At 28.4% G+C, this 22506-nt stretch carries 29 protein-coding genes and 1 tRNA gene; 17 read left to right on the top strand and 13 right to left on the bottom strand.

Annotated elements, in window-relative coordinates; all coding sequences use genetic code 11:
* Positions 1-39: 39 nt before the first annotated feature.
* From ACTT9D_RS02505 to dnaQ, 5 genes are read left to right on the top strand one after another with little or no spacing between them, the layout of a single operon-like run.
* Entirely contained in the window at positions 40-870 is an 831-nt protein-coding gene (locus ACTT9D_RS02505) for a pyruvate, water dikinase regulatory protein (RefSeq protein WP_440930297.1), read from the top strand.
* Positions 863-1453, top strand: a complete 591-nt coding sequence (locus ACTT9D_RS02500) for a Maf family protein (RefSeq protein WP_440930296.1) — start codon at positions 863-865, stop codon at positions 1451-1453. Before ACTT9D_RS02505 ends, ACTT9D_RS02500 begins: the two co-directional genes overlap by 8 nt.
* Positions 1446-2243 (top strand): shikimate dehydrogenase, encoded by a 798-nt coding sequence (gene aroE / locus ACTT9D_RS02495; RefSeq protein ID WP_440930295.1) that lies wholly within the window; start codon positions 1446-1448, stop codon positions 2241-2243. Before ACTT9D_RS02500 ends, aroE begins: the two co-directional genes overlap by 8 nt.
* Complete coding sequence (gene coaE / locus ACTT9D_RS02490) at positions 2236-2823, top strand: dephospho-CoA kinase (protein WP_440930294.1); 588 nt, start codon at positions 2236-2238, stop codon at positions 2821-2823. Before aroE ends, coaE begins: the two co-directional genes overlap by 8 nt.
* Positions 2804-3469 carry a DNA polymerase III subunit epsilon gene (gene dnaQ / locus ACTT9D_RS02485; RefSeq protein WP_440930293.1) on the top strand — a complete coding sequence of 222 codons (666 nt, stop codon included), beginning with the start codon at positions 2804-2806 and terminating at the stop codon, positions 3467-3469. Before coaE ends, dnaQ begins: the two co-directional genes overlap by 20 nt.
* Here the strand turns inward: dnaQ and ACTT9D_RS02480 are convergent.
* Both ACTT9D_RS02480 and ACTT9D_RS02475 read right to left on the bottom strand, forming a co-directional pair.
* Entirely contained in the window at positions 3462-3884 is a 423-nt protein-coding gene (locus tag ACTT9D_RS02480; protein WP_440930292.1) for a protein-export chaperone SecB, read from the bottom strand. The two genes, dnaQ and ACTT9D_RS02480, sit on opposite strands and share 8 nt — an antisense overlap.
* Complete coding sequence (locus ACTT9D_RS02475; RefSeq protein ID WP_440930291.1) at positions 3868-4293, bottom strand: FxsA family protein; 426 nt, start codon at positions 4291-4293, stop codon at positions 3868-3870. Before ACTT9D_RS02475 ends, ACTT9D_RS02480 begins: the two co-directional genes overlap by 17 nt.
* A gap of 57 nt (positions 4294-4350) precedes the next feature.
* On the opposite strand from ACTT9D_RS02475, the gene ACTT9D_RS02470 reads away from it, so the two are divergent.
* Together ACTT9D_RS02470 and ACTT9D_RS02465 are read left to right on the top strand one after the other, a co-directional pair.
* Positions 4351-4947 (top strand): Tim44/TimA family putative adaptor protein, encoded by a 597-nt coding sequence (locus tag ACTT9D_RS02470; RefSeq protein ID WP_440930290.1) that lies wholly within the window; start codon positions 4351-4353, stop codon positions 4945-4947.
* Positions 4948-5361 carry a Smr/MutS family protein gene (locus tag ACTT9D_RS02465; RefSeq protein WP_440930289.1) on the top strand — a complete coding sequence of 138 codons (414 nt, stop codon included), beginning with the start codon at positions 4948-4950 and terminating at the stop codon, positions 5359-5361. It abuts the gene before it with no gap.
* Here ACTT9D_RS02465 and hslU read toward each other — a convergent pair.
* Positions 5356-6729: an ATP-dependent protease ATPase subunit HslU gene (gene hslU / locus ACTT9D_RS02460; RefSeq protein WP_440930288.1), complete on the bottom strand. Its 1374-nt coding sequence runs from the start codon at positions 6727-6729 to the stop codon at positions 5356-5358. The two genes, ACTT9D_RS02465 and hslU, sit on opposite strands and share 6 nt — an antisense overlap.
* On the bottom strand, positions 6729-7244 hold the full coding sequence (gene hslV, locus ACTT9D_RS02455) for an ATP-dependent protease subunit HslV (protein ID WP_440930287.1): 516 nt from the start codon (positions 7242-7244) through the stop codon (positions 6729-6731). Before hslV ends, hslU begins: the two co-directional genes overlap by 1 nt.
* Before the next feature lie 89 nt (positions 7245-7333).
* Here hslV and hisB point away from each other — a divergent pair, with 89 nt between their 5' ends.
* From hisB to ACTT9D_RS02420, 7 genes are read left to right on the top strand one after another with little or no spacing between them, the layout of a single operon-like run.
* Positions 7334-7924, top strand: coding sequence for an imidazoleglycerol-phosphate dehydratase HisB (gene hisB, locus ACTT9D_RS02450; RefSeq protein WP_440930286.1), 591 nt, complete (start codon positions 7334-7336; stop codon positions 7922-7924).
* 5 nt (positions 7925-7929) lie between these two features.
* Entirely contained in the window at positions 7930-8556 is a 627-nt protein-coding gene (gene hisH / locus ACTT9D_RS02445; protein WP_440930285.1) for an imidazole glycerol phosphate synthase subunit HisH, read from the top strand.
* Positions 8557-9282: a 1-(5-phosphoribosyl)-5-[(5-phosphoribosylamino)methylideneamino]imidazole-4-carboxamide isomerase gene (hisA, locus tag ACTT9D_RS02440; protein WP_440930284.1), complete on the top strand. Its 726-nt coding sequence runs from the start codon at positions 8557-8559 to the stop codon at positions 9280-9282.
* The gene (gene hisF, locus ACTT9D_RS02435) at positions 9275-10030 is read left to right on the top strand and encodes an imidazole glycerol phosphate synthase subunit HisF (protein ID WP_440930283.1); all 756 of its coding nucleotides are present in this window, start codon (positions 9275-9277) and stop codon (positions 10028-10030) included. The genes hisA and hisF overlap by 8 nt, the downstream gene beginning before the upstream one ends.
* A gap of 1 nt (position 10031) precedes the next feature.
* The gene (gene hisE, locus ACTT9D_RS02430) at positions 10032-10304 is read left to right on the top strand and encodes a phosphoribosyl-ATP diphosphatase (RefSeq protein ID WP_440930282.1); all 273 of its coding nucleotides are present in this window, start codon (positions 10032-10034) and stop codon (positions 10302-10304) included.
* The gene (locus ACTT9D_RS02425; RefSeq protein WP_440930281.1) at positions 10301-10666 is read left to right on the top strand and encodes a histidine triad nucleotide-binding protein; all 366 of its coding nucleotides are present in this window, start codon (positions 10301-10303) and stop codon (positions 10664-10666) included. Before hisE ends, ACTT9D_RS02425 begins: the two co-directional genes overlap by 4 nt.
* Positions 10663-11166 carry a GNAT family N-acetyltransferase gene (locus tag ACTT9D_RS02420; RefSeq protein ID WP_440930280.1) on the top strand — a complete coding sequence of 168 codons (504 nt, stop codon included), beginning with the start codon at positions 10663-10665 and terminating at the stop codon, positions 11164-11166. The genes ACTT9D_RS02425 and ACTT9D_RS02420 overlap by 4 nt, the downstream gene beginning before the upstream one ends.
* Here the strand turns inward: ACTT9D_RS02420 and ACTT9D_RS02415 are convergent.
* Positions 11163-11720, bottom strand: coding sequence for a LolA family protein (locus tag ACTT9D_RS02415; protein WP_440930279.1), 558 nt, complete (start codon positions 11718-11720; stop codon positions 11163-11165). The genes ACTT9D_RS02420 and ACTT9D_RS02415 overlap by 4 nt on opposite strands.
* Positions 11720-13807, bottom strand: coding sequence for a DNA translocase FtsK 4TM domain-containing protein (locus ACTT9D_RS02410; protein WP_440930278.1), 2088 nt, complete (start codon positions 13805-13807; stop codon positions 11720-11722). The genes ACTT9D_RS02415 and ACTT9D_RS02410 overlap by 1 nt, the downstream gene beginning before the upstream one ends.
* 60 nt (positions 13808-13867) lie before the next feature.
* On the opposite strand from ACTT9D_RS02410, the gene ACTT9D_RS02405 reads away from it, so the two are divergent.
* Positions 13868-14926 (top strand): ubiquinone biosynthesis protein UbiB, encoded by a 1059-nt coding sequence (locus tag ACTT9D_RS02405; RefSeq protein WP_440930277.1) that lies wholly within the window; start codon positions 13868-13870, stop codon positions 14924-14926.
* Positions 14927-14929: 3 nt separating this feature from the next.
* Here the strand turns inward: ACTT9D_RS02405 and ACTT9D_RS02400 are convergent, their stop codons facing one another.
* Positions 14930-15577, bottom strand: a complete 648-nt coding sequence (locus ACTT9D_RS02400) for an LON peptidase substrate-binding domain-containing protein (RefSeq protein ID WP_440930276.1) — start codon at positions 15575-15577, stop codon at positions 14930-14932.
* Between the two features lie 90 nt (positions 15578-15667).
* Between ACTT9D_RS02400 and ACTT9D_RS02395 the strand changes: the two genes are divergently transcribed.
* Together ACTT9D_RS02395 and ACTT9D_RS02390 are read left to right on the top strand one after the other, a co-directional pair.
* A tRNA-Gly gene (locus ACTT9D_RS02395) sits at positions 15668-15742 on the top strand.
* Between the two features lie 6 nt (positions 15743-15748).
* Complete coding sequence (locus tag ACTT9D_RS02390) at positions 15749-16093, top strand: 4a-hydroxytetrahydrobiopterin dehydratase (protein ID WP_440930275.1); 345 nt, start codon at positions 15749-15751, stop codon at positions 16091-16093.
* Here the strand turns inward: ACTT9D_RS02390 and purH are convergent.
* From purH to ACTT9D_RS02360, 6 genes are all read right to left on the bottom strand, one after another.
* A complete protein-coding gene (gene purH, locus ACTT9D_RS02385) occupies positions 16083-17615 on the bottom strand; it encodes a bifunctional phosphoribosylaminoimidazolecarboxamide formyltransferase/IMP cyclohydrolase (protein ID WP_440930274.1) in 1533 nt (510 codons plus the stop codon). The two genes, ACTT9D_RS02390 and purH, sit on opposite strands and share 11 nt — an antisense overlap.
* Positions 17615-19198: a heparinase II/III family protein gene (locus ACTT9D_RS02380; protein WP_440930273.1), complete on the bottom strand. Its 1584-nt coding sequence runs from the start codon at positions 19196-19198 to the stop codon at positions 17615-17617. The genes purH and ACTT9D_RS02380 overlap by 1 nt, the downstream gene beginning before the upstream one ends.
* Positions 19199-19227: 29 nt before the next feature.
* Entirely contained in the window at positions 19228-19887 is a 660-nt protein-coding gene (gene rpe / locus ACTT9D_RS02375) for a ribulose-phosphate 3-epimerase (RefSeq protein WP_440930272.1), read from the bottom strand.
* A 28-nt stretch (positions 19888-19915) separates the two neighbouring features.
* Positions 19916-20284 carry a hypothetical protein gene (locus ACTT9D_RS02370; RefSeq protein ID WP_440930271.1) on the bottom strand — a complete coding sequence of 123 codons (369 nt, stop codon included), beginning with the start codon at positions 20282-20284 and terminating at the stop codon, positions 19916-19918.
* A gap of 79 nt (positions 20285-20363) precedes the next feature.
* Positions 20364-22172, bottom strand: a complete 1809-nt coding sequence (locus tag ACTT9D_RS02365; RefSeq protein WP_440930270.1) for a sodium:solute symporter family protein — start codon at positions 22170-22172, stop codon at positions 20364-20366.
* The gene (locus ACTT9D_RS02360; RefSeq protein ID WP_014953970.1) at positions 22172-22432 is read right to left on the bottom strand and encodes a DUF4212 domain-containing protein; all 261 of its coding nucleotides are present in this window, start codon (positions 22430-22432) and stop codon (positions 22172-22174) included. The genes ACTT9D_RS02365 and ACTT9D_RS02360 overlap by 1 nt, the downstream gene beginning before the upstream one ends.
* Positions 22433-22506: the final 74 nt, after the last annotated feature.

Here is a 22506-nt window from a genome sequence, read left to right as displayed (position 1 = left end):
ATTTAATTTAAATATTACAAAGATATTAACAGGATATACATGGATAATACTTATCAAATTTTTCTAATTTCTGATTCAACAGGGGAAACATTGGATAGAATTTTTTTATCCCTTAAAGCACAGTTTCAAAACATAGAATATAAAGTTAATTCGTATTCATTTACAAGAACAGAAAACCAAGTTTTAAAAATACTTGATATTGCCAAAAAAGAAAAAAATTCAATTATTTTGTATACAATAGTTGATAATAATTTGGCTAAATTTTTAGCAAATAAAAGTGATGAAAAAAAAATTCCATGTTTTGGTGTTTTAGGAAGCTTAATATTAAGTTTTTCTAAATTATTTAATCAAAAAGCCTCTCACGAACCAAGCGGTCAACATGCTTTAAATGATGAGTATTATGATCGTATTGAAGCTATCCAATATACAATGAACCATGATGATGGAAATCTTCTTAATGATATTGGAAAATCTGATATTATTTTATTAGGTGTTAGTAGAACAAGTAAAACTCCAACATCAATTTATCTAGCAAACAAAGGTTTTAAAACAGCAAATATTCCTTTGGTTAATCAAAAATCTATTCCGGATATTTTAAAAAAAGAGCCACAAAATTTCTGTGTCATAGGGCTTACCACAGAAGCAGAAAGACTTGTAGATATAAGAAAAAATAGAATGAATTCTCTTAAAGAAACCACAAGCCAGGACTATACTGATCTAGAGAAAATAAAGAAAGAAGTACAAGATTCAAAAGAGTTATTCAGGAAATATAGTTGGCCATCAATTGATGTTACAAGAAAATCAGTAGAGGAGACAGCGGCATCCATTATTAAAATTTATGATATATATATAAGTAAAAAAAATGGGTAGAAAAATAATTTTAGCCTCTAAAAGCAAAGTTAGAAAAGAAATTCTTAATAAACATGGTTTAATTTGCGAAGTTCAACCATCAAATGTTGATGAAGATATTGTTAAAGAAAGTTTAGAAAAACATAAAGCATCACCTGAAGAAGTTTCAAAAAACTTAGCAGAATTAAAAGCAAACAAAATAAGTCAAAAATTTGCTGAAGAATTTGTGATAGGAGCAGATAGTGTAATTGATCTTAACGGTAAAGTTATTTCAAAGCCAACAAACCGAGATCAAGCATATGAAATTTTAAAAAATTTAAATGGTGAAACACACCATTTAATTAGTTCTGTTTGTATATCCAAGGGAGGAAATATGATTTGGAATTATACTGATAAAGCTGCTCTTACTATGAAAAATATGACCGAAGATCAGATAAAAGAATATTTATCAAATATAAGTGATGAAGCTTTATATGCTTACAATGTATATCAAATCGAAGGACTAGGCAGAACTTTGTTTTCTAAAATAGAAGGAAATGAAAATACAATTATGGGTCTACCAGTTGAAAAAATAAAAGACTATTTAAAAAATTATAATGAATAGAAATTATCTTATTATCGGTAATCCCGTAGAACATTCTCTTTCACCAAAAATTCATAATTTTTGGTTTAATAAAAATAATATTAACGCTACTTATAAAAAAGAAACACTATTAGAAAGTAAGCTAGAAAATTTAGTTAAGAGAATAAAAGAAGGGGATATAAGTGGGGCCAATGTTACCGTTCCGTTCAAACAAAAGATAATACCTTTTCTTGATGAATTATCAGATCTTGCAAAAAAAACCCAATCGGTGAATACATTATATAAGGAGGATGATCTTGTGATTGGTGATAACACTGATGTGTACGGCTTTTCACAATCAATTTTAAATCAAAACATTAGCCTTAAAAATAAAGATGCTCTTATTGTGGGTGCTGGTGGAGTGGTTCCATCCGTAATAACTGCGCTGGAAGATTTATCGATAAGAAAAATTTATATAAAAAATAGAACACAAGAAAAGCTATATAAATTAAAAGAGATATTTACTAACATAAACCCTTTGGAATGGGATCAAGAGATTGACTGCAATATTGTAATAAACGCTACTAGTCTTGGATTAAAACCAAATGATCAAATAAACTTAAACTTTGATAATTTAAAAAACAAAACAATTTTTTATGATACAATTTATAATCCGCCTGTAACTAATTTTTTAAAGAACGCAAAAGAGAAAGGGCACGACATTATAAATGGAAAGTTAATGTTGCTTTTACAAGCTCAAAAAGCGTTTGAAATTTGGACTGGAATTAATCCCAAAATAGATGAAAAATTTTTAAATTATTTGAATGATTAGAATAGCATTAGTAGGTGATATTGGATCAGGTAAAAGTTATTTTTCAAAATTATTTAGATTTCCAATTTTTGATGCAGATTTAGAAGTAACTAAAATTTATGGAAAAGATAAAAAATTTAATAAATTAATTAGAAAAAAATTTCCTCAACAAACTTTTTCTTTCCCGCTAAAAAAAGAAGAACTCATAAAATGCATTTTATCTAATTCAGGAAATTTAAAAAAAATCTCAAAGATTGTGCATCCAATAGTTAAAAAAAAACTAGGCATTTTTTTAAAGAAGAATAAAAATAAAAAGTTTGTGATATTAGATATTCCACTTTACTTAGAAAATAAGCTTAATAGTAAAAATGATGTAATTGTTTTTGTTGATGCCAGTAATAAAGACATAAAATCGAGTTTATTAAAAAGAAAAAGATTTAATAACAAGTTGCTAAGGCTATTTAAAAAAATTCAGCTTCCATTATTGATAAAGAAAAAGAGATCTAATTTTATAATAAGAAATGATTTTACTACAAAAACAGCCAAAAGGTCTGTAAGATATATACTTAAACAATTAAGAGATGAAAGAAATAATACTTGATACTGAGACAACAGGCTTAAATGTTAAAGATGGACATAGAATTGTTGAAATTGGCTGTATAGAGTTAGATGATTTGATTCCAACCAAAAAAACATTTCATTGTTATTTAAATCCAGAAAGAAAAGTTTCTGAAAAAGCTTTTGAAGTCCATGGTTATTCAGACGAATTTCTTTCAAAACAAAAAAAATTTTCAGAAATAGCCGATAATTTTCTTAACTTTATTGAAGGTAAAAGATTAGTTATTCATAATGCAGAATTTGATATAGGCCATTTAAACAATGAAATGTTAATTCTTGGAAAAAAGAAAATTAACAATGAAATTGTAGACACTCTCGTGATGGCGAGAGAAAAATTTCCAGGTTCACCAATTAATTTAGACTCTTTATGTAAACGATATAGAATAGATAATTCTAGAAGAACAAAACATACGGCCTTGATTGACTGTGATTTGTTGGCTAAAGTTTATATTAATTTACTAGATCAAAAAGAACCTACATTAAATTTTAAAAGTGAAAACAAAGATATAATAGATGTAAATGATAATAATTTTCAATACTTCAAAAAAATTATAAAACCAACAGAAGAGGAAATCACTCTTCATAAAAAATTTTTAAAAAATAATTTGAAAAAAAATTATTTTAATTAAACATAGAATTATATAATTCGTTAAAATCTATTTTTTTCTCTAATTTTATACCTGGATGTCCAGAATTATGGACAAGATTAAGAAAGGCTTTTTCTAATTCTGGATATATTTTATTTTGTACATCACAAAGAATAATTTTTTCTAACTCTTTTTTTTCAATCACTTCATCATTAACTTTAATTATTGTGGCGTAAACTATTTCAAAGTATGATTTTTTTTCATTTGGTTCTTTATCCTCAAATTTCATTGTAGTATTAATTTCAATTAACTTATTTTTTAAAGCTTTAGACGTAATATCAATATTTAGCTGGTATTTTGAAATATTGTCTTTTACAAAAATAAAAGTTTCTATGTCTGGTGTTTCACTTGATAGATCCTTAATGAACATACCTAAGATTTTATATTTTTCTGTCATTGTCATCCTCTATATCCTCAAATTCCCCTTCTATAAAATTATTTTTTTCTGTTTGATTTTTTTTATTATTCATACGAAATCGTCCAAACAATAGTTTTCTAGTAACTGGAAATATCAAAAGAAAACCTAAAATATCAGTAGCAAACCCTGGTATGATTAATAGTATTGCAGCAAAAGCAATTGCAGCACCAGAAACAAGTTCATAAGCTGGAATTTGGTTTTTAACCATGTTGGTTAATCCAGATCTTATCGTATTTAAACCCTCGTGTTTTGCATAATAAACCCCAACCACTGCAGTCAAAAAAATCAAAAAAATTGTTTTAAAAGCCCCAATTTGTGAACCTATTTTAATAAATAGATAAATTTCTATAATTGGAACGAGTATTATAGATAGTAATAGTGTGTTCATTTGACTTTAATGTAATTTGTTAGTTGAAATAATCAACATAGTAATTACTATTAACTCATGAATTACAGCTTTGAGTATATAGATATTATTCTACTTGCTATGATTGCAGGTTTTATTTTTTTGAGATTAAGAGGAATTCTTGGAAGAAGAAGTGGTTTTGAGGGAAAACCGACTGCTCAATTCGAAAAAATTTTAAAAGATGTACAAAAAGAAAATCAACCTAAACCTAGAGAAAATTTTGATGATGTAGCACAAAAAGAATTTATTACTGGTGCTAAAATTGCATATGAAACTATTATAACTGACTTTAGTGATAGTGATAACAAGTTGACTACAAGTAAACCTTTATTAAGCAAAGAAATTTACGGTCAATTTAATGAAGCACTAAAAGAAAGAGACAAGAGAGGTCACACTGCAGAGATTACTTTTATTGGGGTTAATTCTGCAACAATTAAAGAACATAAAAAAGAAGATACTTTTTTAAAAGTAACTGTAGATTTTGTTAGTGAAGTTATTACTTGTATTAGAGATAAAGAGAAAAAAATTATATCGGGTGATCCTGAAAAAATAAAAAAAATATATGATACTTGGATTTTTTCAAGAGACACAAGATCAAATAACCCAAATTGGCAATTAATAGAGACACTTACTTAATTGAGTAATATTTCAGATAAGGATAAAAAAGACTGGCAAAATTTTTTATCGAACAAGGAAAAATTACCCAATAAAGATTTCATCAAATCTAATAAAAAAAATTTCAAAACTACCGAAATTGATTTACATGGATTTACGTTAGATGAAGCAAATAAAGAAGTTGAGAAATTTATTTTCAACAGTCATAAAAATGGATTTAATAAATTGAGAATAGTGACGGGCAAGGGTTTGCACTCTGATAATGAAAAAAATCCTTATGTTTCAAAAGATTTAAGTATCTTAAGGTATTCAGTTCCTGAATACATAAAAACTAATGTTGAGTTAATGAATTTAATTACTGAATTTAAAGAAGCTGATATTCAGGAGGGTGGGGAAGGTGCTTTTTATATTTTTTTAAAAAAGAAAAAATTATAAAATAAATTTAGAAAGATCAGAATCTTTGACTAAAGTATCTAAATTTTTATCAATATAAGCTTTATTTATTATTATTTTTTCTCCAGATCTATCTGTAGCAGTAAAACTAATGTCATCTAAAATTTTTTCAATAATAGTGTGCAATCTACGAGCACCAATATTTTCAACAGTTGCATTTACCTCTGATGCTATATTTGCAATTCTATCTATTCCATCTTCAGAAAATTCAAGTTCAACATTTTCAGTTTTAAGAAGTGCTACATATTGTTTTATTAAACTATAGTCTGGTTCTTTAAGAATTCTTTTAAAATCATCACTAGTTAATGCTTCTAGCTCTACTCTAATTGGCAATCTTCCTTGAAGTTCTGGTAAAAGATCAGAGGGTTTTGCTAGTTGAAAAGCACCTGAGGCTATGAATAAAATATGATCTGTTTTAATTGGTCCATATTTTGTATTAACCGTTGTTCCCTCAATCAAAGGCAATAAATCTCTTTGAACACCTTCTCTTGAAACATCACCGCCAACTCTATCAGTCCTTGCTGAAATCTTATCTATTTCATCTAAAAAAACTATTCCATTATTTTCTGTAGAAATCTTAGCTGCTTTTATAATTTTATCTTGTTCAATTAATTTATCAGATTCATCATTTATTAAAATTTCATGAGACTCTTTTACTGTCATTTTCTTTTTCTTTTCTTTAGGTCCCATTGATTTTCCAAGCATGTCACTAATATTGATCATGCCTATGTTTGCACCTGGCATACCAGGAATTTCAAAAGAGGCACCATTTCCTCCTCCAGCATCACTTACAGCAATTTCAATTTCGTTATCGTCTAAATCACCATTTCTTAATCTTTGTCTAAAACTTTCTCTTGTAGCAGGACTAGCTTTTTTACCGACTAAAGCATCCAAAACTTTCTCTTCAGCCATTTTTTGAGCTTTGGCTTTAACTTCTTTTCTTTTTTTAACTTTCTCCATTGAAATAGCAATCTCAATTAAATCTCTTACGATTTGCTCTACGTCCCTACCTACATATCCAACTTCAGTAAATCTCGTAGCTTCAACCTTTACAAAAGGTGCTTCGGCTAATTTAGATAATCTTCTAGAAATCTCAGTTTTTCCAACTCCAGTTGGTCCAATCATTAAAATATTCTTTGGTAAAACTTCATTTTTCATTTCACCATCGAGCGCTTGTCTTCTCCATCTGTTTCTCAAAGCAACAGCCACAGCTCTTTTAGCTTTATTTTGCCCAACCACAAATCTATCTAATTCAGAAACTATTTCTCTTGGAGATAAAGAGCTTCCAAGTGAAGCTTCATTTTTTTTATTATCCTTTGGATGAAGTTGAGTTACGTTTGATTTATCCATTATATTTTTTCAATTTTTACATTATCATTTGTAAATACGCATATATCTGCTGCTACTTTTATTGCTTTCTTTGCAACTTCTTCTGCTGTCATATCAGTTTCTATTAATACTTTACCAGCAGCTAAAGCATAATTACCACCAGAACCTATTCCAATTACATCACCTTCTGGTTCAAGAACATCACCAGTTCCTGATATAATATAACTATTATTTTTGTCACCCACAGCCATTAATGCTTCTAATCTTCTTAAATATTTATCTGTGCGCCAGTCTTTAGCAAGTTCTACAGCTGCTCTAGATAAATTCCCTGCATGTTTTTCTAGCTTACCTTCAAGCCTCTCAAATAGAGTTAGAGCGTCTGCAGTTGACCCAGCAAAACCTGCAACGACATCCCTTTTTTCAATTTTTCTTACCTTTGATGCTGTGCTTTTTACTACAGTATTACCCATGCTTACTTGACCATCACCAGCAACTACTACATCATTTTTTTTTCTTACTAATACTATTGTAGTCATAATTATAAGATGGATATTAATTTTTATTCTTCAAGTAGTGATTACTGATATTGATATATTTCTTAATCCATATATACCTTCACTTACATATGGCTAGAAAAGGTAAAATTGCGAGAAAAACAAAAGAAACAAGTATTAGTGTTGAAGTAAATATTGATGGTAAAGGTAAATACGAAATAGATACTGGCATAGGATTTTTAGATCATATGCTAGAACAATTATCAAAACACTCATTAATAGATTTAAAAGTTAAAGCCAAAGGTGATACTCATATTGATCTTCACCACACAACTGAGGACACTGGTATCGCTATAGGTGAGGCTCTCAAAAAAGCTGCAAAAAAATTTGTAGGAATAAAAAGATACGCTCATGCAATGATTCCAATGGATGAAACTTTAACTAGAGTAGCAGTCGATGTATCTAATAGACCTTACTTAATTTGGAAAGTTAAGGTTAAAGTTGAAAAATTAGGTGAGATGGATACTGAGCTATTTAAAGAATGGTTTCAAGCCTTCTCTCAAGCAGCAGGAGTTACCTTGCATGTAGAAAATATTTATGGAGAAAATAGCCACCATATAATTGAGTCTTGTTATAAAGGTTTGGCAAGATCATTAAGAACAGCATTAGAAATGGATCCAAGAAACAAAAAATCAATTCCATCAACTAAGGGCTCTTTATAAATTTAATGAATGTCACAATTGTTGACTACAATTCAGGTAATATAAGTTCAGTAGTAAATTCTTTTAAAGAAGTTGCAAAAAACAAAATAGATCTTGAGGTTACCTCAGATATTAAAAAGATAAGATCCAGTGATAAACTTGTCTTGCCGGGACAAGGCTCGTTTAAGAGCTGTGTAGATGCCTTAAACTCTATAAATGGCCTTTCAGAAACACTTAATGAATTTGTAACAAATGATAAAAAGCCACTTCTTGGAATATGTGTTGGTTTACAAATGTTTGCAGATATTGGATATGAAGAAACCGAAACTAAAGGTCTCGGATGGATACCAGGCAAAGTTTCAAAAATTAATAACCAAAGTGGAAAATTTAAACTTCCACATATTGGCTGGAATCAGATTAATATAGTTAAGGATAGTAAGATTTATAAAGATGTAGAAAATAATTCTCATATGTATTTTGTGCATAGTTATGAATTTATACCAAATGATAAAAATGTAATTTCAGCTACAACTGATTATTCATCAAATATTGTTTGTTCTGTTGAAAAAGAAAATATTTTTGGAACACAATTTCACCCAGAAAAAAGTGATAAGATTGGTCTAAAAATAATTGATAACTTTATTAATTTATAAATGAAAATTTTTCCCGCAATAGATATTAAAGATAAAAAATGTGTAAGGTTAGTTAAAGGAGACTTTGATAAGAAAACTGAATATGAAATGTCTCCTGTTGAACAAGCGGGTAAATACAAAGATCATGGATTTAAAAATTTACATATAGTTGATTTAGATGGTGCTTTAACTGGCGAAACAATTAATTTAAATATTATTCAGGAGATAGTAACTAAATTCGATCTAAAAATTGAAATAGGTGGAGGAATAAGAAATTATGAAAATATTAAGAAATATATCGAGGCAGGTGTTGAAAAAGTTATCTTGGGAAGTGCTGCTATAAAAGATAAAAGTTTTTTAAAAGAGGCGTGTGAAAAATTTCCAAATAAAATTGCTTTAGGTTTGGATGCTAAAGACGGTTATTTATCTGTTTCAGGATGGAAAGAAAATTCAAATCAATTAACTTTAGATTATTTAAAAGAAGTAAATGATTATGGCGCAAGTAGACTGATATATACTGATATTAATAGGGATGGTATGAAACAAAGCCCTAATTTTGAGGAAACAGTCAAGGTTGCCAGCACTTCAAAGTGCCCAGTAGTTATATCTGGTGGAGTTTCTTCAATTGTTGATGTTAAAAAAGCTAAAGAATTAAGTAATAAAAATATTGAAGGTATTATAGTTGGAAAAGCTATTTACGATGGAGATATTAAACTTGAAGAGTTGGTTAAGGAATTAGATGCTTAAAAATAGGATTATACCATGTTTGGATGTCAAAAATGGTAGAGTTGTAAAAGGAATTAATTTCGTTGATCTTAAAGATGCTGGTGACCCAGTTGAACAAGCTAGGATCTATAGTGATAATGGTGCGGATGAGATTTGTTTTTTGGATATTACAGCTTCTAATGAAAATAGAGATACAATTTATGAAGTAGTAAAAGAAACTTCTAAAAGATGTTTTGTTCCTCTAACAGTTGGAGGTGGAGTAAGAAGTGTTGATGATATCAATAAGTTATTAAACTGTGGTGCTGATAAAGTTTCTATAAATACTGCTGCAGTACAAAATCCAAGTGTAGTTATAGATAGTTCAAAGAAATTTGGCTCTCAATGTATCGTAGTTGCAATAGATGCTAAAAAAAATAATGAAAGTTGGGAGATCTTCACTCATGGTGGAAGAAATAGTACAGGAATTAATGCTATTGATTTCGCCACTTTAATGGAAAAAAATGGAGCAGGGGAGCTTTTGGTGACTTCAATGGACAGAGACGGTACACAGAAAGGATATGACATTGATCTGATGTCATCAATATCATCATCAGTTAATATACCCGTTATAGCATCTGGAGGTGTTGGTAATTTAGATCATTTAGTTGAGGGTATAAAAACTGGAAAAGCTAGTGCTGTTTTGGCTGCCTCTATTTTTCATTATGGAAAATACTCTATTAAAGAAGCAAAGGAATATTTGGACTCAAAGGGAATACCTGTTAGAATTTGACATGCTTGGTACACTTGAACATTTATTTAAATTAGCAAGAGAGAGAAAAGAAAATCCAGTTGAAGGATCTTATACAAATAAATTGTTATCAGATACCTCATTGAGCAAAGCAAAGATTATTGAAGAAATTGATGAATTAATAGAAGCTGTAGAAAAAAATACGAATAAAATTCATGAAGCAGCAGATGTTTTTTATCATTTAACAATGTATTTAGAAGCTAATGGTATAAAAATTGAAGAAGTTATGAGTGAATTAGAAAAAAGAAAAAAATGACATACGATGAAAATAACATTTTCGCAAAGATACTTAGAGGTGAGATTCCTTGTAATAAAATATATGAAGATGATTTTGTTTTGTCATTTCATGATATTAATCCTCAAAAAAAAATTCATGCTTTAGTAATTCCAAAGGGCAAATATATAGATCTAGATGATTTTAGTGAAAATGCCTCTTCTGAAGAGATAGTTGGTTTATTAAAAGGAATAAACACAGTTGCAAAGAAACTTGGCATATCAGTAGATACAGGAAAAGGTTATAGAGCTTTAGCAAATATCAATGAACATGGCGGCCAAGAAGTACCACATCTTCATTTTCATTTATTTGGAGGTGAAAGAGTTGGCAAGATGGTAGAGTGACATTAGAAATTAAAAGAAGCTATCTTGAAATAAAATCTTTAGATGAATTAAATGATTCATCTAAACCTTCAGAAAATTATTATATTGAATTAATTAAAGAACCAGATTTTCAATTGAATAAGTTTTTTTACAAAAATGTTGGAAAAAAATATAGATGGACTGATAGACTAATTTGGACTGATATCCAATGGATTAAATATATTAATAATAAAAATTTGAAAACTTTTGTATTAAAAAATGAAAAAAATCTAGCAGGTTATTTTGAAATTATTTATCACCCATTAAAAAATGAGAAAGAGATAGCCTACTTTGGTTTATTAGAAGAATATCATAATAAAAAGCTTGGATCCTATTTTCTGTCATGTGGAATTAAAGAAGCGTTTAAAGAAAAAATATCAAGATTATGGCTTCATACATGTACTTTAGATCATAAAAATGCATTAAATAATTATTTGGCAAGAGGCATGAGAATTTTTAAGGAAGAAACTATAAGAGTTTAGTCTGTTCTTTTTGGTAATAAAAATATTTTTTTATTTAAAATCTGATTTTCTAGAATATTTGAAATTGTTGTTAAATTTTTGTTTTGATAGATGTCAGTAATTTCCCATCCATTTAGATTTTTCGTTTTTTTATCAAAAAAAATATTTATTTTTTGATTATTCTCAATTATTTGAAGTCGTATAATATCTTTTTCTTTTTGGCTAACATCAAGCTGTTCTATTTTGCTAATTAAAAATTCTTTATCTAGTACTAAATTTAGAGAGGTTCTTTCTAATGGATAAATATAATATGCACCAGTATTCTTAAATTTTATAACTAATGATTTACCATTAGATACAAGTATTTTTCCTTTTTTATCAAAATATTCACAAAAAATTTTTTTTGGATATAAAATTGTGCAATTACCTTTTTCAGTTTTTTCATTTATTTTTTGACTAAAATTAAAGTTTATATTTTCAGTTTTTTTAAGTTTATTTATAACATCAATTTTAATAGAGGCATCTGCAGGTAAAATTTGAAAAAAAAAAATGATTAAAGAAAAATATTTTTTCATTAAAGAACATCTCTTTTTCCAACGTGGTTTGCTTTACTAACAATTCCATCAGCTTCCATCATATCCATTATTCTAGCGGCACGATTATAGCCAATTTGGAGTTTTCTCTGAAGAAATGAAGTTGATGCTTTGCCTTCACTCTTCACTATTTCTATTGCAGATTGGTATAATTCATCCTTATCACCAGTATCCTGAACATTTCCTGAGTCTTTTTCATCAGCAAAATTAAGTATTTCATCAACATAATCAGGTTCTGCTTGAGATCTGATAAAGTTATTTATTTTTTCAATCTCATTTTCAGATACAAAGGGAGCATGAATTCTTACTATTCTATTAGCTGACGACATGTAAAGCATATCACCTTTACCTAATAGCTGTTCAGCGCCTTGTTCACCAAGAATTGTTCTACTATCAATTTTTGAAGTTACCTGAAAAGAAATTCGTGTTGGAAAATTAGCTTTAATAGTTCCAGTGATTACATCAACGCTAGGTCTTTGAGTTGCCATTATGATATGAATACCAGCCGCTCTAGCCATTTGAGATAATTTTTGAATATAATTTTCTATTTCTTTTCCAGCAACCAACATTAGATCAGACATTTCATCAACAACTACAACTATGTATGGCATGGGCAATTTGTGTTTTGCATTATAACCATCAATATTTCTCACATTTTCTTTAGTCATTAGTCTATATCTACTCTCCATTTCTTTTACGACCCAACCTAAAACAGATGCTGCTTTTTTAGCTTCTGTAATCACAGGACATAATAAATGAGGTAAACCCTCATATGTTGAAAGTTCTAACATTTTCGGATCGATTAAAATAAATTTACATTTATCGGGAGCATGGCGATAGAGGAGGGAAAGAATAATTGTATTTATGCAAACAGATTTTCCTGATCCAGTAGTACCAGCTATTAATAAATGAGGCATGGTTGATAAATCACCTATTAAAGGAGTTCCTGATATACTTTTTCCTAAAGCAATAGGTAATTTAATATCTTTCTTTTTAAAATCAGAATTATCCAAAATTTCACTAAGATAAACATTTTCTCTACTAGGATTAGGAAGCTCAATACCAATTGTGCTACTTCCTGGAATGGTTGAAATTCTAGCTGACTCAGAGCTAGTATTTCTTGCAATGTCATCTGATAGATTAATAATTTTTGATACCTTTACACCTGCTGCAGGCTCAAATTCATTTAACGTCACGACTGGTCCCTGGCTTGATTTTTTAATCTTGCCATTAACACCAAAATCCAAAAGTATTTTTTCTAAAAATTCAGAATCATAATTTTGATTTTTATTTGTTTCATTTCTTTCTGATTTGGATGGAATTTTTAGAAGTTTTAATTCAGGTAATATATATTTTTTTTTATTCCCCATGTCGTTTCTATTTTCTTTAATAAAGGGTAAATCTTCTTGTATAAGATTTTTTATTTGATCTTGAGGAATGTATTCTTCTATGATTTCACTTTTGTTAGTATAATTTTTCTGTTCTTTTGTGGAAATATAAAGGTAAATTTTTTTAATATTTTGTAAAAATGATTTTAATTTAAAATTAATACTTAATAAAAAAAATAAACACACTAAAAGTATTAAAATATAGAATGAGATATTTATATGTATTAAAAAAACTTTACCTAATAAAGAATTAGATAAAAATTCTCCTACAAACCCACCATTACCATTAATGTAGAGTTCAAATGTTTCTTTGTAGAATAAGTTAAAAAAGATTGAGCCAAATACAATATAAAGTATTCCAAAAAATATATTTTCAACAGAAAAAAAAATTTGCTTTAATTTAAAAATATTAATACCAGTAAAAATTAAAGTTAATGGAATTAAGTAGGAAATAACCCCAAAAGCTTGAAACAATAAATCTGATGTAAAACTTCCCTGAAAACCAAGTAAATTATTTATTTTAGTTGTACTCGGAAAAATAAAATTTGGATCATTTGGCGAATAAGATATCAGAGCAATTAATAATAAAATTCCTAGTAAAATAAAAACAATACCAAAAATTTCTAATAATCTTTTTGTAGTAAAACTAATAAATATGTTCGCTAAGTTTTTAATATCCATAAAAATGAATCAAATATAACACTTTGTATCATCTAATTTTTGTTGTTAAAATTAAATTATATGACAGTTTGTATATTAGGACATAATCTTACTAGTTTAGCATTAGCAAAAGCACTAATTAAAATTGGATTAGAAGTAGATTTAATAGAAAATAAAAAAATAAAAACTTATCCAAAATCAAGAACTTTAGGTATTTCAAAATCAAACATAGAATTTTTTTGTAATGAAATTAGCAATATCAATAATCTGTGTTGGAAGATTAAAGATATCAAAATTTTTGGTGATAACAATTTAAATAAAGAATTAATTTCATTTACCAATAAAGATTATTTATTCTCAATTATCAAGAATTATGAGTTACACAAAAATTTAAAAAATGACTTAAAAAGAAATAAGAAATTTAAAGAAAAAAAAATTCTTAAAAAAGACGACTATGATTTGATAATTAATACTGACTTAAATCATAATATTACAAAAAAATACTTTTTTAAAAAAATTGAAAAAAATTACAATGCGTTCGCATACACATCAATTTTAAAACATAAAAAAATAAAGAATAACAAGGCCGTTCAGGTATTTACCAAAAATGGTCCTTTTGCCTTTTTACCTATATCTAATACTGAAACCTCTCTAGTTTATTCTTTTAATGGACCGATAAAGTTGAGTAAAAACAAATTTATTGAGTTAACTAAAAAATATAACAAACGGTTAGAAATTTTAAAAATCTCAGAAATCAATTATTTCCCTTTAAAATCTTCAAATTTAAGATCTTATTATTACAAAAATATTTTAGCGTTCGGAGATATGCTACACAGAATTCATCCTTTAGCAGGACAAGGATTTAATATGACATTAAGAGATGTGAAAACATTGACTAGAATAATTAAAAATAAAATTGAACTGGGTCTTCCTATTGATCAATCTATAAATTCTGAATTTGAAAAAAAAACTAAATCTCAAAATTATTTATTTTCTAAAGGTATTGATCTAATTTACGAAATTTTTAATTTTGAGAGAAAGCTAAATAATAAATTGATAAATCAAACTATTTCATTTGTTGGAAAAAATAAAAAGCTTAATAAAATATTTAAACTAATTGCAGACTACGGAGCTTTTTAATAACTATTGAATTGTAGTGTTGTTGAAATCGTCATATGAATAAGTAGTCAATATTTCGGAAATTTTTGTTTTTCTTTGTTGTAAATCTTTTGCTTCTAATAAAATTTGTTTTTCTTCGAGAGAAAATGGTGATGCCATTGCTAGAGCATTAATGGTCTCATCCAAGCTTTGTTTTTCTAGAGCCTTCCAATTAATTATAAAACCTCTTTTTTCAAATAAACTTTTTAAGTCCTTAAAAATTAATTCTAAATCAGAAAATTTAAGGTCCTCTTTTTTATCTAAAAGATCATTTTCAAAATCATTATATTTGACTTCACACTCTCTGTAATTTTTTCCACTATGTATTTCAGTTAAAACCTCAAATCTTATTAACCCTCTTAGTTCTATTAAAAAACGCTTATCTTCTGTTTCTCTAAAACTTATAATTTTCCCAAGACAACCAACATCATGAAGTTCTGGAACAAGATTATCAACATCTTTTGATTTTTTAGGTTGGATCATTCCAATTAGTTTATTGGATTTCATACTATCATTTACCATTTCAATATACCTAGGTTCAAAGATATTTAATGGAACCGCAGTCTTTGGAAAAATAATAAAATTACTTAAGGGAAATATAGGTATAATTTTTGGTAATTCAGAAGATGACATATTTATTAATATAAGGATCAATTAAGTTTTTACAAATATTTTAATATTGCTTGATAGACTTTAAAGAGGTAGATATATTCTTTTTTATAAGCGGGCATAGCTCAGTGGTAGAGCGTCTCGTTGCCAACGAGAAGGTCGAGGGTTCGACCCCCTTTGCCCGCTCCAATTTCAATGAGTGATTTAATAAATAAAAAATGTGTTCCTTGTGAGGGTGGTGTTTTGCCTTTTGATATTTCTCAAATTCATAAATATCAAAAAAAAGTAGATGGTTGGGATGTAGTTAAAAATACAAAGGAAATTTATTTTTTAGAAAAAAATTTTAAATTTAAAAATTTTATTAAAAGTCAAAAATTTGTAAACGAAGTGGGTAAAATAGCAGAGATAGAGGGACATCATCCAGATATTTTATTTGGATGGGGATATGCTAAAATTTCAATTACCACACATGCCATAGAAGGTTTGTCTGAAAACGATTTTATTCTTGCGGCAAAAATTGATAAAATTTCTAATGTCTGAAATGTCTTGTTTTTGAAAATACTAGAATAGTTTCAGTTTCGTTTGCAAATTTGATTATTTCTTTATCCCTAATTGACCCTGCAGGTTGAATTACAGCAGAAACACCTGATTGAACTAATTTTTCAATTCCATCTACAAATGGAAAAAACGCATCAGATGCAGCAACTATATCTTCATCTGGATTAACAAATTTTCTCATTTTGTTAATCGCAATTTGACAGCTATCAAGTCTACTTGGTTGGCCCGATCCTATACCAACTGTTGAGTTATTATGAGCTAAAACAATGGCATTAGATTTTACATATCTGCATACATTAAATGCAAAAATTAAATTTTTCATTTGCGAACTTGAGGGTTTTAATTTTGAAACTATTTTGAAATCTCTAGGCTTAAATTGAACTAAATCTTCATTTTGAATTAATAAAGCACCATTGTGAGAGTTAATTTTATAACTTTCATTTAACTTAAACTGATCAGCATCGATTAATCTTAAATTTTTCTTTTTTTTGAGTATTTTTAATGCTCCAGTATCAAATCCATTAGCAATTATTACTTCGAGAAAGATTTTATTTAATTCAAGGGCTAATTTATTATTTACTTTGAAGTTACATGATACAATGCCGCCAAATGCACTAATAGGGTCAGAAGCTAGAGCTGATTTGTAACATTCAACTTGATCTTTTTTAATCGATACACCACAAGGATTTGCATGTTTTACAATAACAACACCACAATCATTTGGTAAAGCTTTTGAAATTGTTAAGGCAGCAAAAATATCATTTAAATTATTATAACTTAATTGTTTTCCACTCAATTGATTTAAATTCAAACCATTAGAAGAATAGATAGCACTCATTTGATGAGGGTTTTCTCCATATCTTAATTTATTAATTATATTTGCACTAAAGACTTTTCTTTTTGGGAAACTATCATTAGTTATTTTATTAAAATAATTAGAGATCAAAGAATCATAATAAGCAGTTTCAGCAAATGCATGCTTAGACATTTTTTTTCTAAATTCAATTGTGGTTGAGCCTTTGTTCAAGTTTATCTCATTAATAAGCTCTTCGTATTGGTCTGTCGATGTTATCACTGTAACATCATTGTAATTCTTAGCAGCAGCTCTCACCATTGTTGGTCCACCAACATCTATATTTTCAATTATCTTATTATGGTTTTTGGTATTCTTTAATGTTTCTTCAAATGGGTAAAAATTAACTATAACTAGATCAATATTTTCAAAGCTATTTTTTTTTAATTCTTGTTTATGTCTTTTGTTTTTTCTCTTATTTAAAATTCCAGCGTGAATTTTAGGATGTAAAGTTTTGACACGACCATCTAATATTTCGGGTGAATTAGTAAAATCTGAAACTTCAATACATTTAAATTTAAGTTTTTTAATTGCTTTGAATGTTCCACCAGAACTGATTATTTGAATATTATATTTTTTTAAACAATTTAATAGTGGCTTTAAATTTTGTTTATCTGATAATGAAATTAGAGCTCTTTTAATTTTTGACATTATATTTTTATTAGTTCCCACTTAATATCACTATTTTTTGAATTTATTATCCCTGATATAAAAATATTTTGATTTTCAACATAAGTACTTTTGCTGTTAAAAAATAGCCCATTTTCGATATTTACTTCATAATTGTTACAATTAAATTTCCAACCTTCATCACCAATTTCAATTAGTATAGTTTTATTATCTTGAGTTTTCATGACCTTTGAAGATGGGTCTAAATGAAAACGAACATCAAATTTAAGATTTGGTAAATCTTTTTTACCTTTAATTTTATCAGTACCAATTAATTTAAAGTTTTCAGGAAAATACTCAATTTCTCTTTCATAAATTAAATTATATTGTTTCAAATAGCCATCATGCGAGGCATTTATTTTCCAATAATTTTTTTCAAAAACTATATTTTTTTGAATTATCTTTAGATTTGTATTTATTTTATATTCACCTTTAGAATTCTTACTAAATTTGCATGATGAATTATCATCTAAGACTAAAGTATTTTGTAAAGCCGAAGATCGACATAGTTCATTTAATTGATTATTTGTACCCTCATAATAACCTGCATTTGTAAATATTTTTTTACCATTTGATAAAAATTCAAAAGAAAGCGAACCAGCCTGATACTCATCTGAAAAATTTTTCTCAGGCGATGGTCCAATATCCATGAATAGATTTATTTTTTTATTTTTTAAAGATACATAATTTGAATTTTCGTAATTTTGATTTTTAAATACATAACCACATCTTTTTAAATATTGATCAAATTCAAAATTGTTAGATAAATTGTTACCATTAAAATGTGGATCAAAATTGATATTTTTCCAAAAGAACGAATAAGATTGTCCTAAATAAAAAATATATTCATCAATAAATTCAGGTATTACATTTTGTGATTCTTTAAACCATTCTCTAATTAGTATTAAGTATTTTAAGTAAAATATAGAATGTTTAATACTACGCGATTTTGGAAAACCATATTTATCAAAAACATCTTTAATAAATTTTTTTAATAAATCTAATCCAGCATTTAAATTTTTTGTTTGTTCACTGTAACAAAGAGAAAAAAGAATTATTGCAGAAATACTAATTATTTTATTTTTATAATACCTTGAATGATTTACTTGATTTAATAAATGTAAAATTTGTTTTTGAAGTATTAAGTCAAAATTTTTTTGATATTCTTTAGTACCATTATCATAAGTTAATTTAGAATTTGATAACCATGAAATAATTCTTTTTGATACAACACTTATTTCCCAACTTTTTGAGTTATATTTACTATTTATATTAATCCATTTTGTAATTACTTTTTGTACATCACTACTTGAAGATTTTAGATCTAAGCTAAAAATCCAAAAAAAATTGTTTAACTTTTTAAATTGTTTCTCACTTAGTTTCTTATTATTCCATATTTCTTCTAATGAAAAATCAGCAATATTATTCTTTTTTGTTTTGACTTTAATTAGAGATGATAGAAGGTAAGTGCTTGGTTTGTACCTAAATAAAAGATCTGTGTGTTTGGAAATTTTTTTATCATATAAAAAAGAATTAAGATAAAAATTTCTTAAATTATTCAGCATATAAAACAGATTATATTAAGAACAGATAACTAAGCTGATTTCAATAATTCTATATTTTTTTTGATATCACCGTTATTACTCTTAAAAATTGTTGTTCCTGACACAAGAATATTTGCACCTGCATCGATCGCACTCTTAGAATTTTCAAAATTAATTCCACCATCAATTTCTATATCATAATTAAATTTATTATTTTCACGAATAGTTTTTAATTTTTTAACTTTTTCTAAAACTTCAGGCATAAATTTTTGTCCTCCAAAACCTGGATTGACACTCATTATAAGAATCAAATCAATTTGATTTAAAAATTTTTCTATTTTCTCAATTTTTGTTTTTGGATTTAATGAAATTCCAACTTTCTTTTTTAATTCTCTAATTTTGTTTATTGAATCTTGTAAGTTATCAGTTGCTTCAGGATGAATAGTAATAATATCAGCCCCAGCTTTTGCATAATCTTCTATGTACTTATGAACAGGAGCAATCATCAAATGAACGTCAAATTTAAGTTTAGTATGCTTTCTTAGTGATTTAATAACAGGAGGTCCAATTGTTAGATTCGGAACATAATGTCCATCCATTACATCAACATGAACCATGTCAGCCCCACCGTTTTCTAATTTTTTTATTTCATTACCAAGTTGACTAAAGTCAGCAGAAAGTATTGATGGTGAAATTTGTATTTTTTTCATTGATAGTGATTATTAGTAGTATCAATTTTTAAAATTTAATTGAATTAAAAAATTGATAAATTTGTCTAGAAATTTCACTTTCAAGAGGAAATGACAGCATACCCATCACAGAATAACCAAGTACCCATGGCATTAAATAAAATCTAATCATAAAAAAGAACCATGCAATATATAGTGGTACTAATGGTGCAATTATAAATTTGGGGGTTATTGGTTTGAAAAGTTTAATAAAAGGATTTGTTATCTTTACAAATATTTTCATAAAAAAAAATTCAGAATCTTCTTTTTGAAAAATATTCATTGCGACCTTACCAATTAAAGTCCACATGATCATTCCTAAGGCATAATCAATTATATAGACTAAGGGATGAAAGTTTGCTGATAATCCTGATGACATTTAAGATATATATTAGAAAAAAGAACAAAAAAAAAGGGGCGAATAAATCGCCCCTTAAATTAATTTAACTTAATAAGTATTATCTACCAATTACAGTTTTACCTGCAGGTACACGACACTCATCAACCATTCTTTGAGTAGCAGCATTAGGCGCTGAAGTCATTAAACTTACAACAACCATTGCAACTAAACTAACAGTAGATCCGAAGATACCAAATGTTAACTGTGTAATACCCAAGAAACCAGCTCCACCGTTACGTACCCAAACTAGATACGCAGCACCAGATACTAGACCTAATATCATACCAGCTATTGCACCTTCTCTGTTAGCTCTGTTCCACCATACACCTAGTACAAGTGGCCAGAATAAACCAGACATCGCAAAGTCAAAAGCCCAGATTACTGAACCTAAGATACCTTGGATTTCCATTGCTGCAATTGTAGCTCCAGCAAAACCAATTACTACAAGTAATACCCTTGCAACAACTAGTCTTTTTGCAGTTTCCGCTTTTGGATCAATGATCTTATAGTAAACATCATGTGATATAGCGTTTGCAATTGCTAGAATTAAACCATCTGCTGTTGACATGGCAGCTGCCATACCACCGGCTGCAACTAGACCTGAGATTACATATGGTAATCCTGCTATTTCTGGTGTTGCTAATACAACGGCTTTACCACCCATGAAGAACTCGTTTAATTCAACAGTTCCATTTCCGTTAAAGTCGCTAATAAACATCAGATTAGCTTGGTTCCAGTTTTGGTACCAATCGATCGCTTGTACATCAGAAATTGACTTACCAATAATACCAGTAGGTAATGATGGATCAATCAATGCTAATTTTGAAAGCGTCGCTAACATTGGTGCAGATGAATATAGTAGGAAAATAAAGAATACTGACCAACCTACTGATTTTCTAGCTGCTTTTACACTTGGAGTCGTGAAATATCTCATCATCACGTGCGGTAATGAAGCTGTTCCCATCATCATCGCTAATGCCAATGAAATAAATGCCCAAGGTGAAGCATTTACTGCAGAGTGTGCTTTAGTTATTCCAGCTAAGCCTTTTGGCACTAGTGCAAGATCTTCTTTCGAGTTTGCAATAAAACCAAATTGAGCTTCTAATTCACCAATTCTGGCAACTTCATCAGCTAACATGAAGTGCGGGAAGAAACCAGCACCAATTTTGTTACTGATCCAGAATACTGGAAGTAAATAAGCTATAATTAGTACAATGTACTGTGCAACTTGTGTCCAAGTTACTCCTCTCATACCACCTAGCATTGAACATAATAAAATACTAATTAGTCCAACGTATACAGCGTATTGAAAAGGAATATCAAGGGCAACAGATGCAATAGTACCTGTAGCGTTAATTTGTGCAGTCACATATGTAAATGAGGCAACAGTTAATACTATTACCGCACATAGTCTTGCTAAATTACCACCGTATCTTGTACCTACGAAATCTGGAACTGTGTAACAGCCAAATTTTCTTAAGTATGGTGCTAATAAAGATGCAACCAACACGTAACCACCAGTCCAACCTACAAGTAACGCCATATAACCATAACCTTTGAAGTAAATACCACCTGCCATTGCAACGAATGATGCACCAGACATCCAGTCTGCTGCAGTTGCCATACCGTTGAATACAGTAGGTACTTGTCTTCCAGCTACATAGTAAGCGTCAGCTTGAGCTGTACGTGATAGCCAACCAATAATTGCATAGATGGCTACTGTAAAAGCAACAAAACAAATTCCGATTGCTTTTGCAGACATACCAGCTGATTCTGCAATTGCCATTATGATTATGAAAGCTAAAAATCCACCTGTATAGATTCCATAAACTTTAGGCAAGTTGTCTATAAAATTACCTTTGATCATTAGTCGCCTCCTTTTTCAGAAAAGCCGAACTCTTCATCAATTTTTTCTTGTCTATTCGCAAACCAGAAAATTAGGATTACGAAAATTCCAAGAGAACCTTGACAAGTGAACCAATACGTTAGTGGATAACCAAAAGGTCCACCGACTTCGTTCATCTCAGCTCCAAAAAGGAAGATACCCATTGAGAACACAGCCCAGATTGCTAAAGTAATAAATAGCAATGCCCTGGTCTTTTCCCAGTGTTGTGCTTGTTTAGACATTATATCTCTCTCCTTGTTAGTTATAACTGGCAAAAACTCTAACCATTATGAAATAGATTTAAAGTATTAAAATT

This window comes from Candidatus Pelagibacter sp., assembly GCF_052049815.1.
Lineage (GTDB): Bacteria > Pseudomonadota > Alphaproteobacteria > Pelagibacterales > Pelagibacteraceae > Pelagibacter.
Note: the sequence above shows the minus strand (reverse complement) of the source record. Positions and strands in the feature narration are given on the sequence as shown.

Excerpts from the sequence above, each read along its gene's own strand:
- hisE (WP_440930282.1), top strand. The coding sequence starts at position 10,032 with ATGCTTGGTACACTTGAACATTTATTTAAATTAGCAAGAGAGAGAAAA.
- ACTT9D_RS02470 (WP_440930290.1), top strand. The coding sequence starts at position 4,351 with ATGAATTACAGCTTTGAGTATATAGATATTATTCTACTTGCTATGATT.
- hisH (WP_440930285.1), top strand. The coding sequence starts at position 7,930 with ATGAATGTCACAATTGTTGACTACAATTCAGGTAATATAAGTTCAGTA.
- ACTT9D_RS02505 (WP_440930297.1), top strand. The coding sequence starts at position 40 with ATGGATAATACTTATCAAATTTTTCTAATTTCTGATTCAACAGGGGAA.
- aroE (WP_440930295.1), top strand. The coding sequence starts at position 1,446 with ATGAATAGAAATTATCTTATTATCGGTAATCCCGTAGAACATTCTCTT.
- hisF (WP_440930283.1), top strand. The coding sequence starts at position 9,275 with ATGCTTAAAAATAGGATTATACCATGTTTGGATGTCAAAAATGGTAGA.
- hisA (WP_440930284.1), top strand. The coding sequence starts at position 8,557 with ATGAAAATTTTTCCCGCAATAGATATTAAAGATAAAAAATGTGTAAGG.
- ACTT9D_RS02400 (WP_440930276.1), bottom strand. The coding sequence starts at position 15,577 with ATGTCATCTTCTGAATTACCAAAAATTATACCTATATTTCCCTTAAGT.
- hslV (WP_440930287.1), bottom strand. The coding sequence starts at position 7,244 with ATGACTACAATAGTATTAGTAAGAAAAAAAAATGATGTAGTAGTTGCT.
- ACTT9D_RS02405 (WP_440930277.1), top strand. The coding sequence starts at position 13,868 with ATGACAGTTTGTATATTAGGACATAATCTTACTAGTTTAGCATTAGCA.
- ACTT9D_RS02425 (WP_440930281.1), top strand. The coding sequence starts at position 10,301 with ATGACATACGATGAAAATAACATTTTCGCAAAGATACTTAGAGGTGAG.
- rpe (WP_440930272.1), bottom strand. The coding sequence starts at position 19,887 with ATGAAAAAAATACAAATTTCACCATCAATACTTTCTGCTGACTTTAGT.
- ACTT9D_RS02380 (WP_440930273.1), bottom strand. The coding sequence starts at position 19,198 with ATGCTGAATAATTTAAGAAATTTTTATCTTAATTCTTTTTTATATGAT.
- hslU (WP_440930288.1), bottom strand. The coding sequence starts at position 6,729 with ATGGATAAATCAAACGTAACTCAACTTCATCCAAAGGATAATAAAAAA.
- purH (WP_440930274.1), bottom strand. The coding sequence starts at position 17,615 with ATGTCAAAAATTAAAAGAGCTCTAATTTCATTATCAGATAAACAAAAT.
- ACTT9D_RS02370 (WP_440930271.1), bottom strand. The coding sequence starts at position 20,284 with ATGTCATCAGGATTATCAGCAAACTTTCATCCCTTAGTCTATATAATT.
- ACTT9D_RS02365 (WP_440930270.1), bottom strand. The coding sequence starts at position 22,172 with ATGATCAAAGGTAATTTTATAGACAACTTGCCTAAAGTTTATGGAATC.
- coaE (WP_440930294.1), top strand. The coding sequence starts at position 2,236 with ATGATTAGAATAGCATTAGTAGGTGATATTGGATCAGGTAAAAGTTAT.
- ACTT9D_RS02480 (WP_440930292.1), bottom strand. The coding sequence starts at position 3,884 with ATGACAGAAAAATATAAAATCTTAGGTATGTTCATTAAGGATCTATCA.
- ACTT9D_RS02360 (WP_014953970.1), bottom strand. The coding sequence starts at position 22,432 with ATGTCTAAACAAGCACAACACTGGGAAAAGACCAGGGCATTGCTATTT.
- ACTT9D_RS02410 (WP_440930278.1), bottom strand. The coding sequence starts at position 13,807 with ATGGATATTAAAAACTTAGCGAACATATTTATTAGTTTTACTACAAAA.
- ACTT9D_RS02390 (WP_440930275.1), top strand. The coding sequence starts at position 15,749 with ATGAGTGATTTAATAAATAAAAAATGTGTTCCTTGTGAGGGTGGTGTT.
- hisB (WP_440930286.1), top strand. The coding sequence starts at position 7,334 with ATGGCTAGAAAAGGTAAAATTGCGAGAAAAACAAAAGAAACAAGTATT.
- ACTT9D_RS02475 (WP_440930291.1), bottom strand. The coding sequence starts at position 4,293 with ATGAACACACTATTACTATCTATAATACTCGTTCCAATTATAGAAATT.
- ACTT9D_RS02500 (WP_440930296.1), top strand. The coding sequence starts at position 863 with ATGGGTAGAAAAATAATTTTAGCCTCTAAAAGCAAAGTTAGAAAAGAA.
- dnaQ (WP_440930293.1), top strand. The coding sequence starts at position 2,804 with ATGAAAGAAATAATACTTGATACTGAGACAACAGGCTTAAATGTTAAA.
- ACTT9D_RS02415 (WP_440930279.1), bottom strand. The coding sequence starts at position 11,720 with ATGAAAAAATATTTTTCTTTAATCATTTTTTTTTTTCAAATTTTACCT.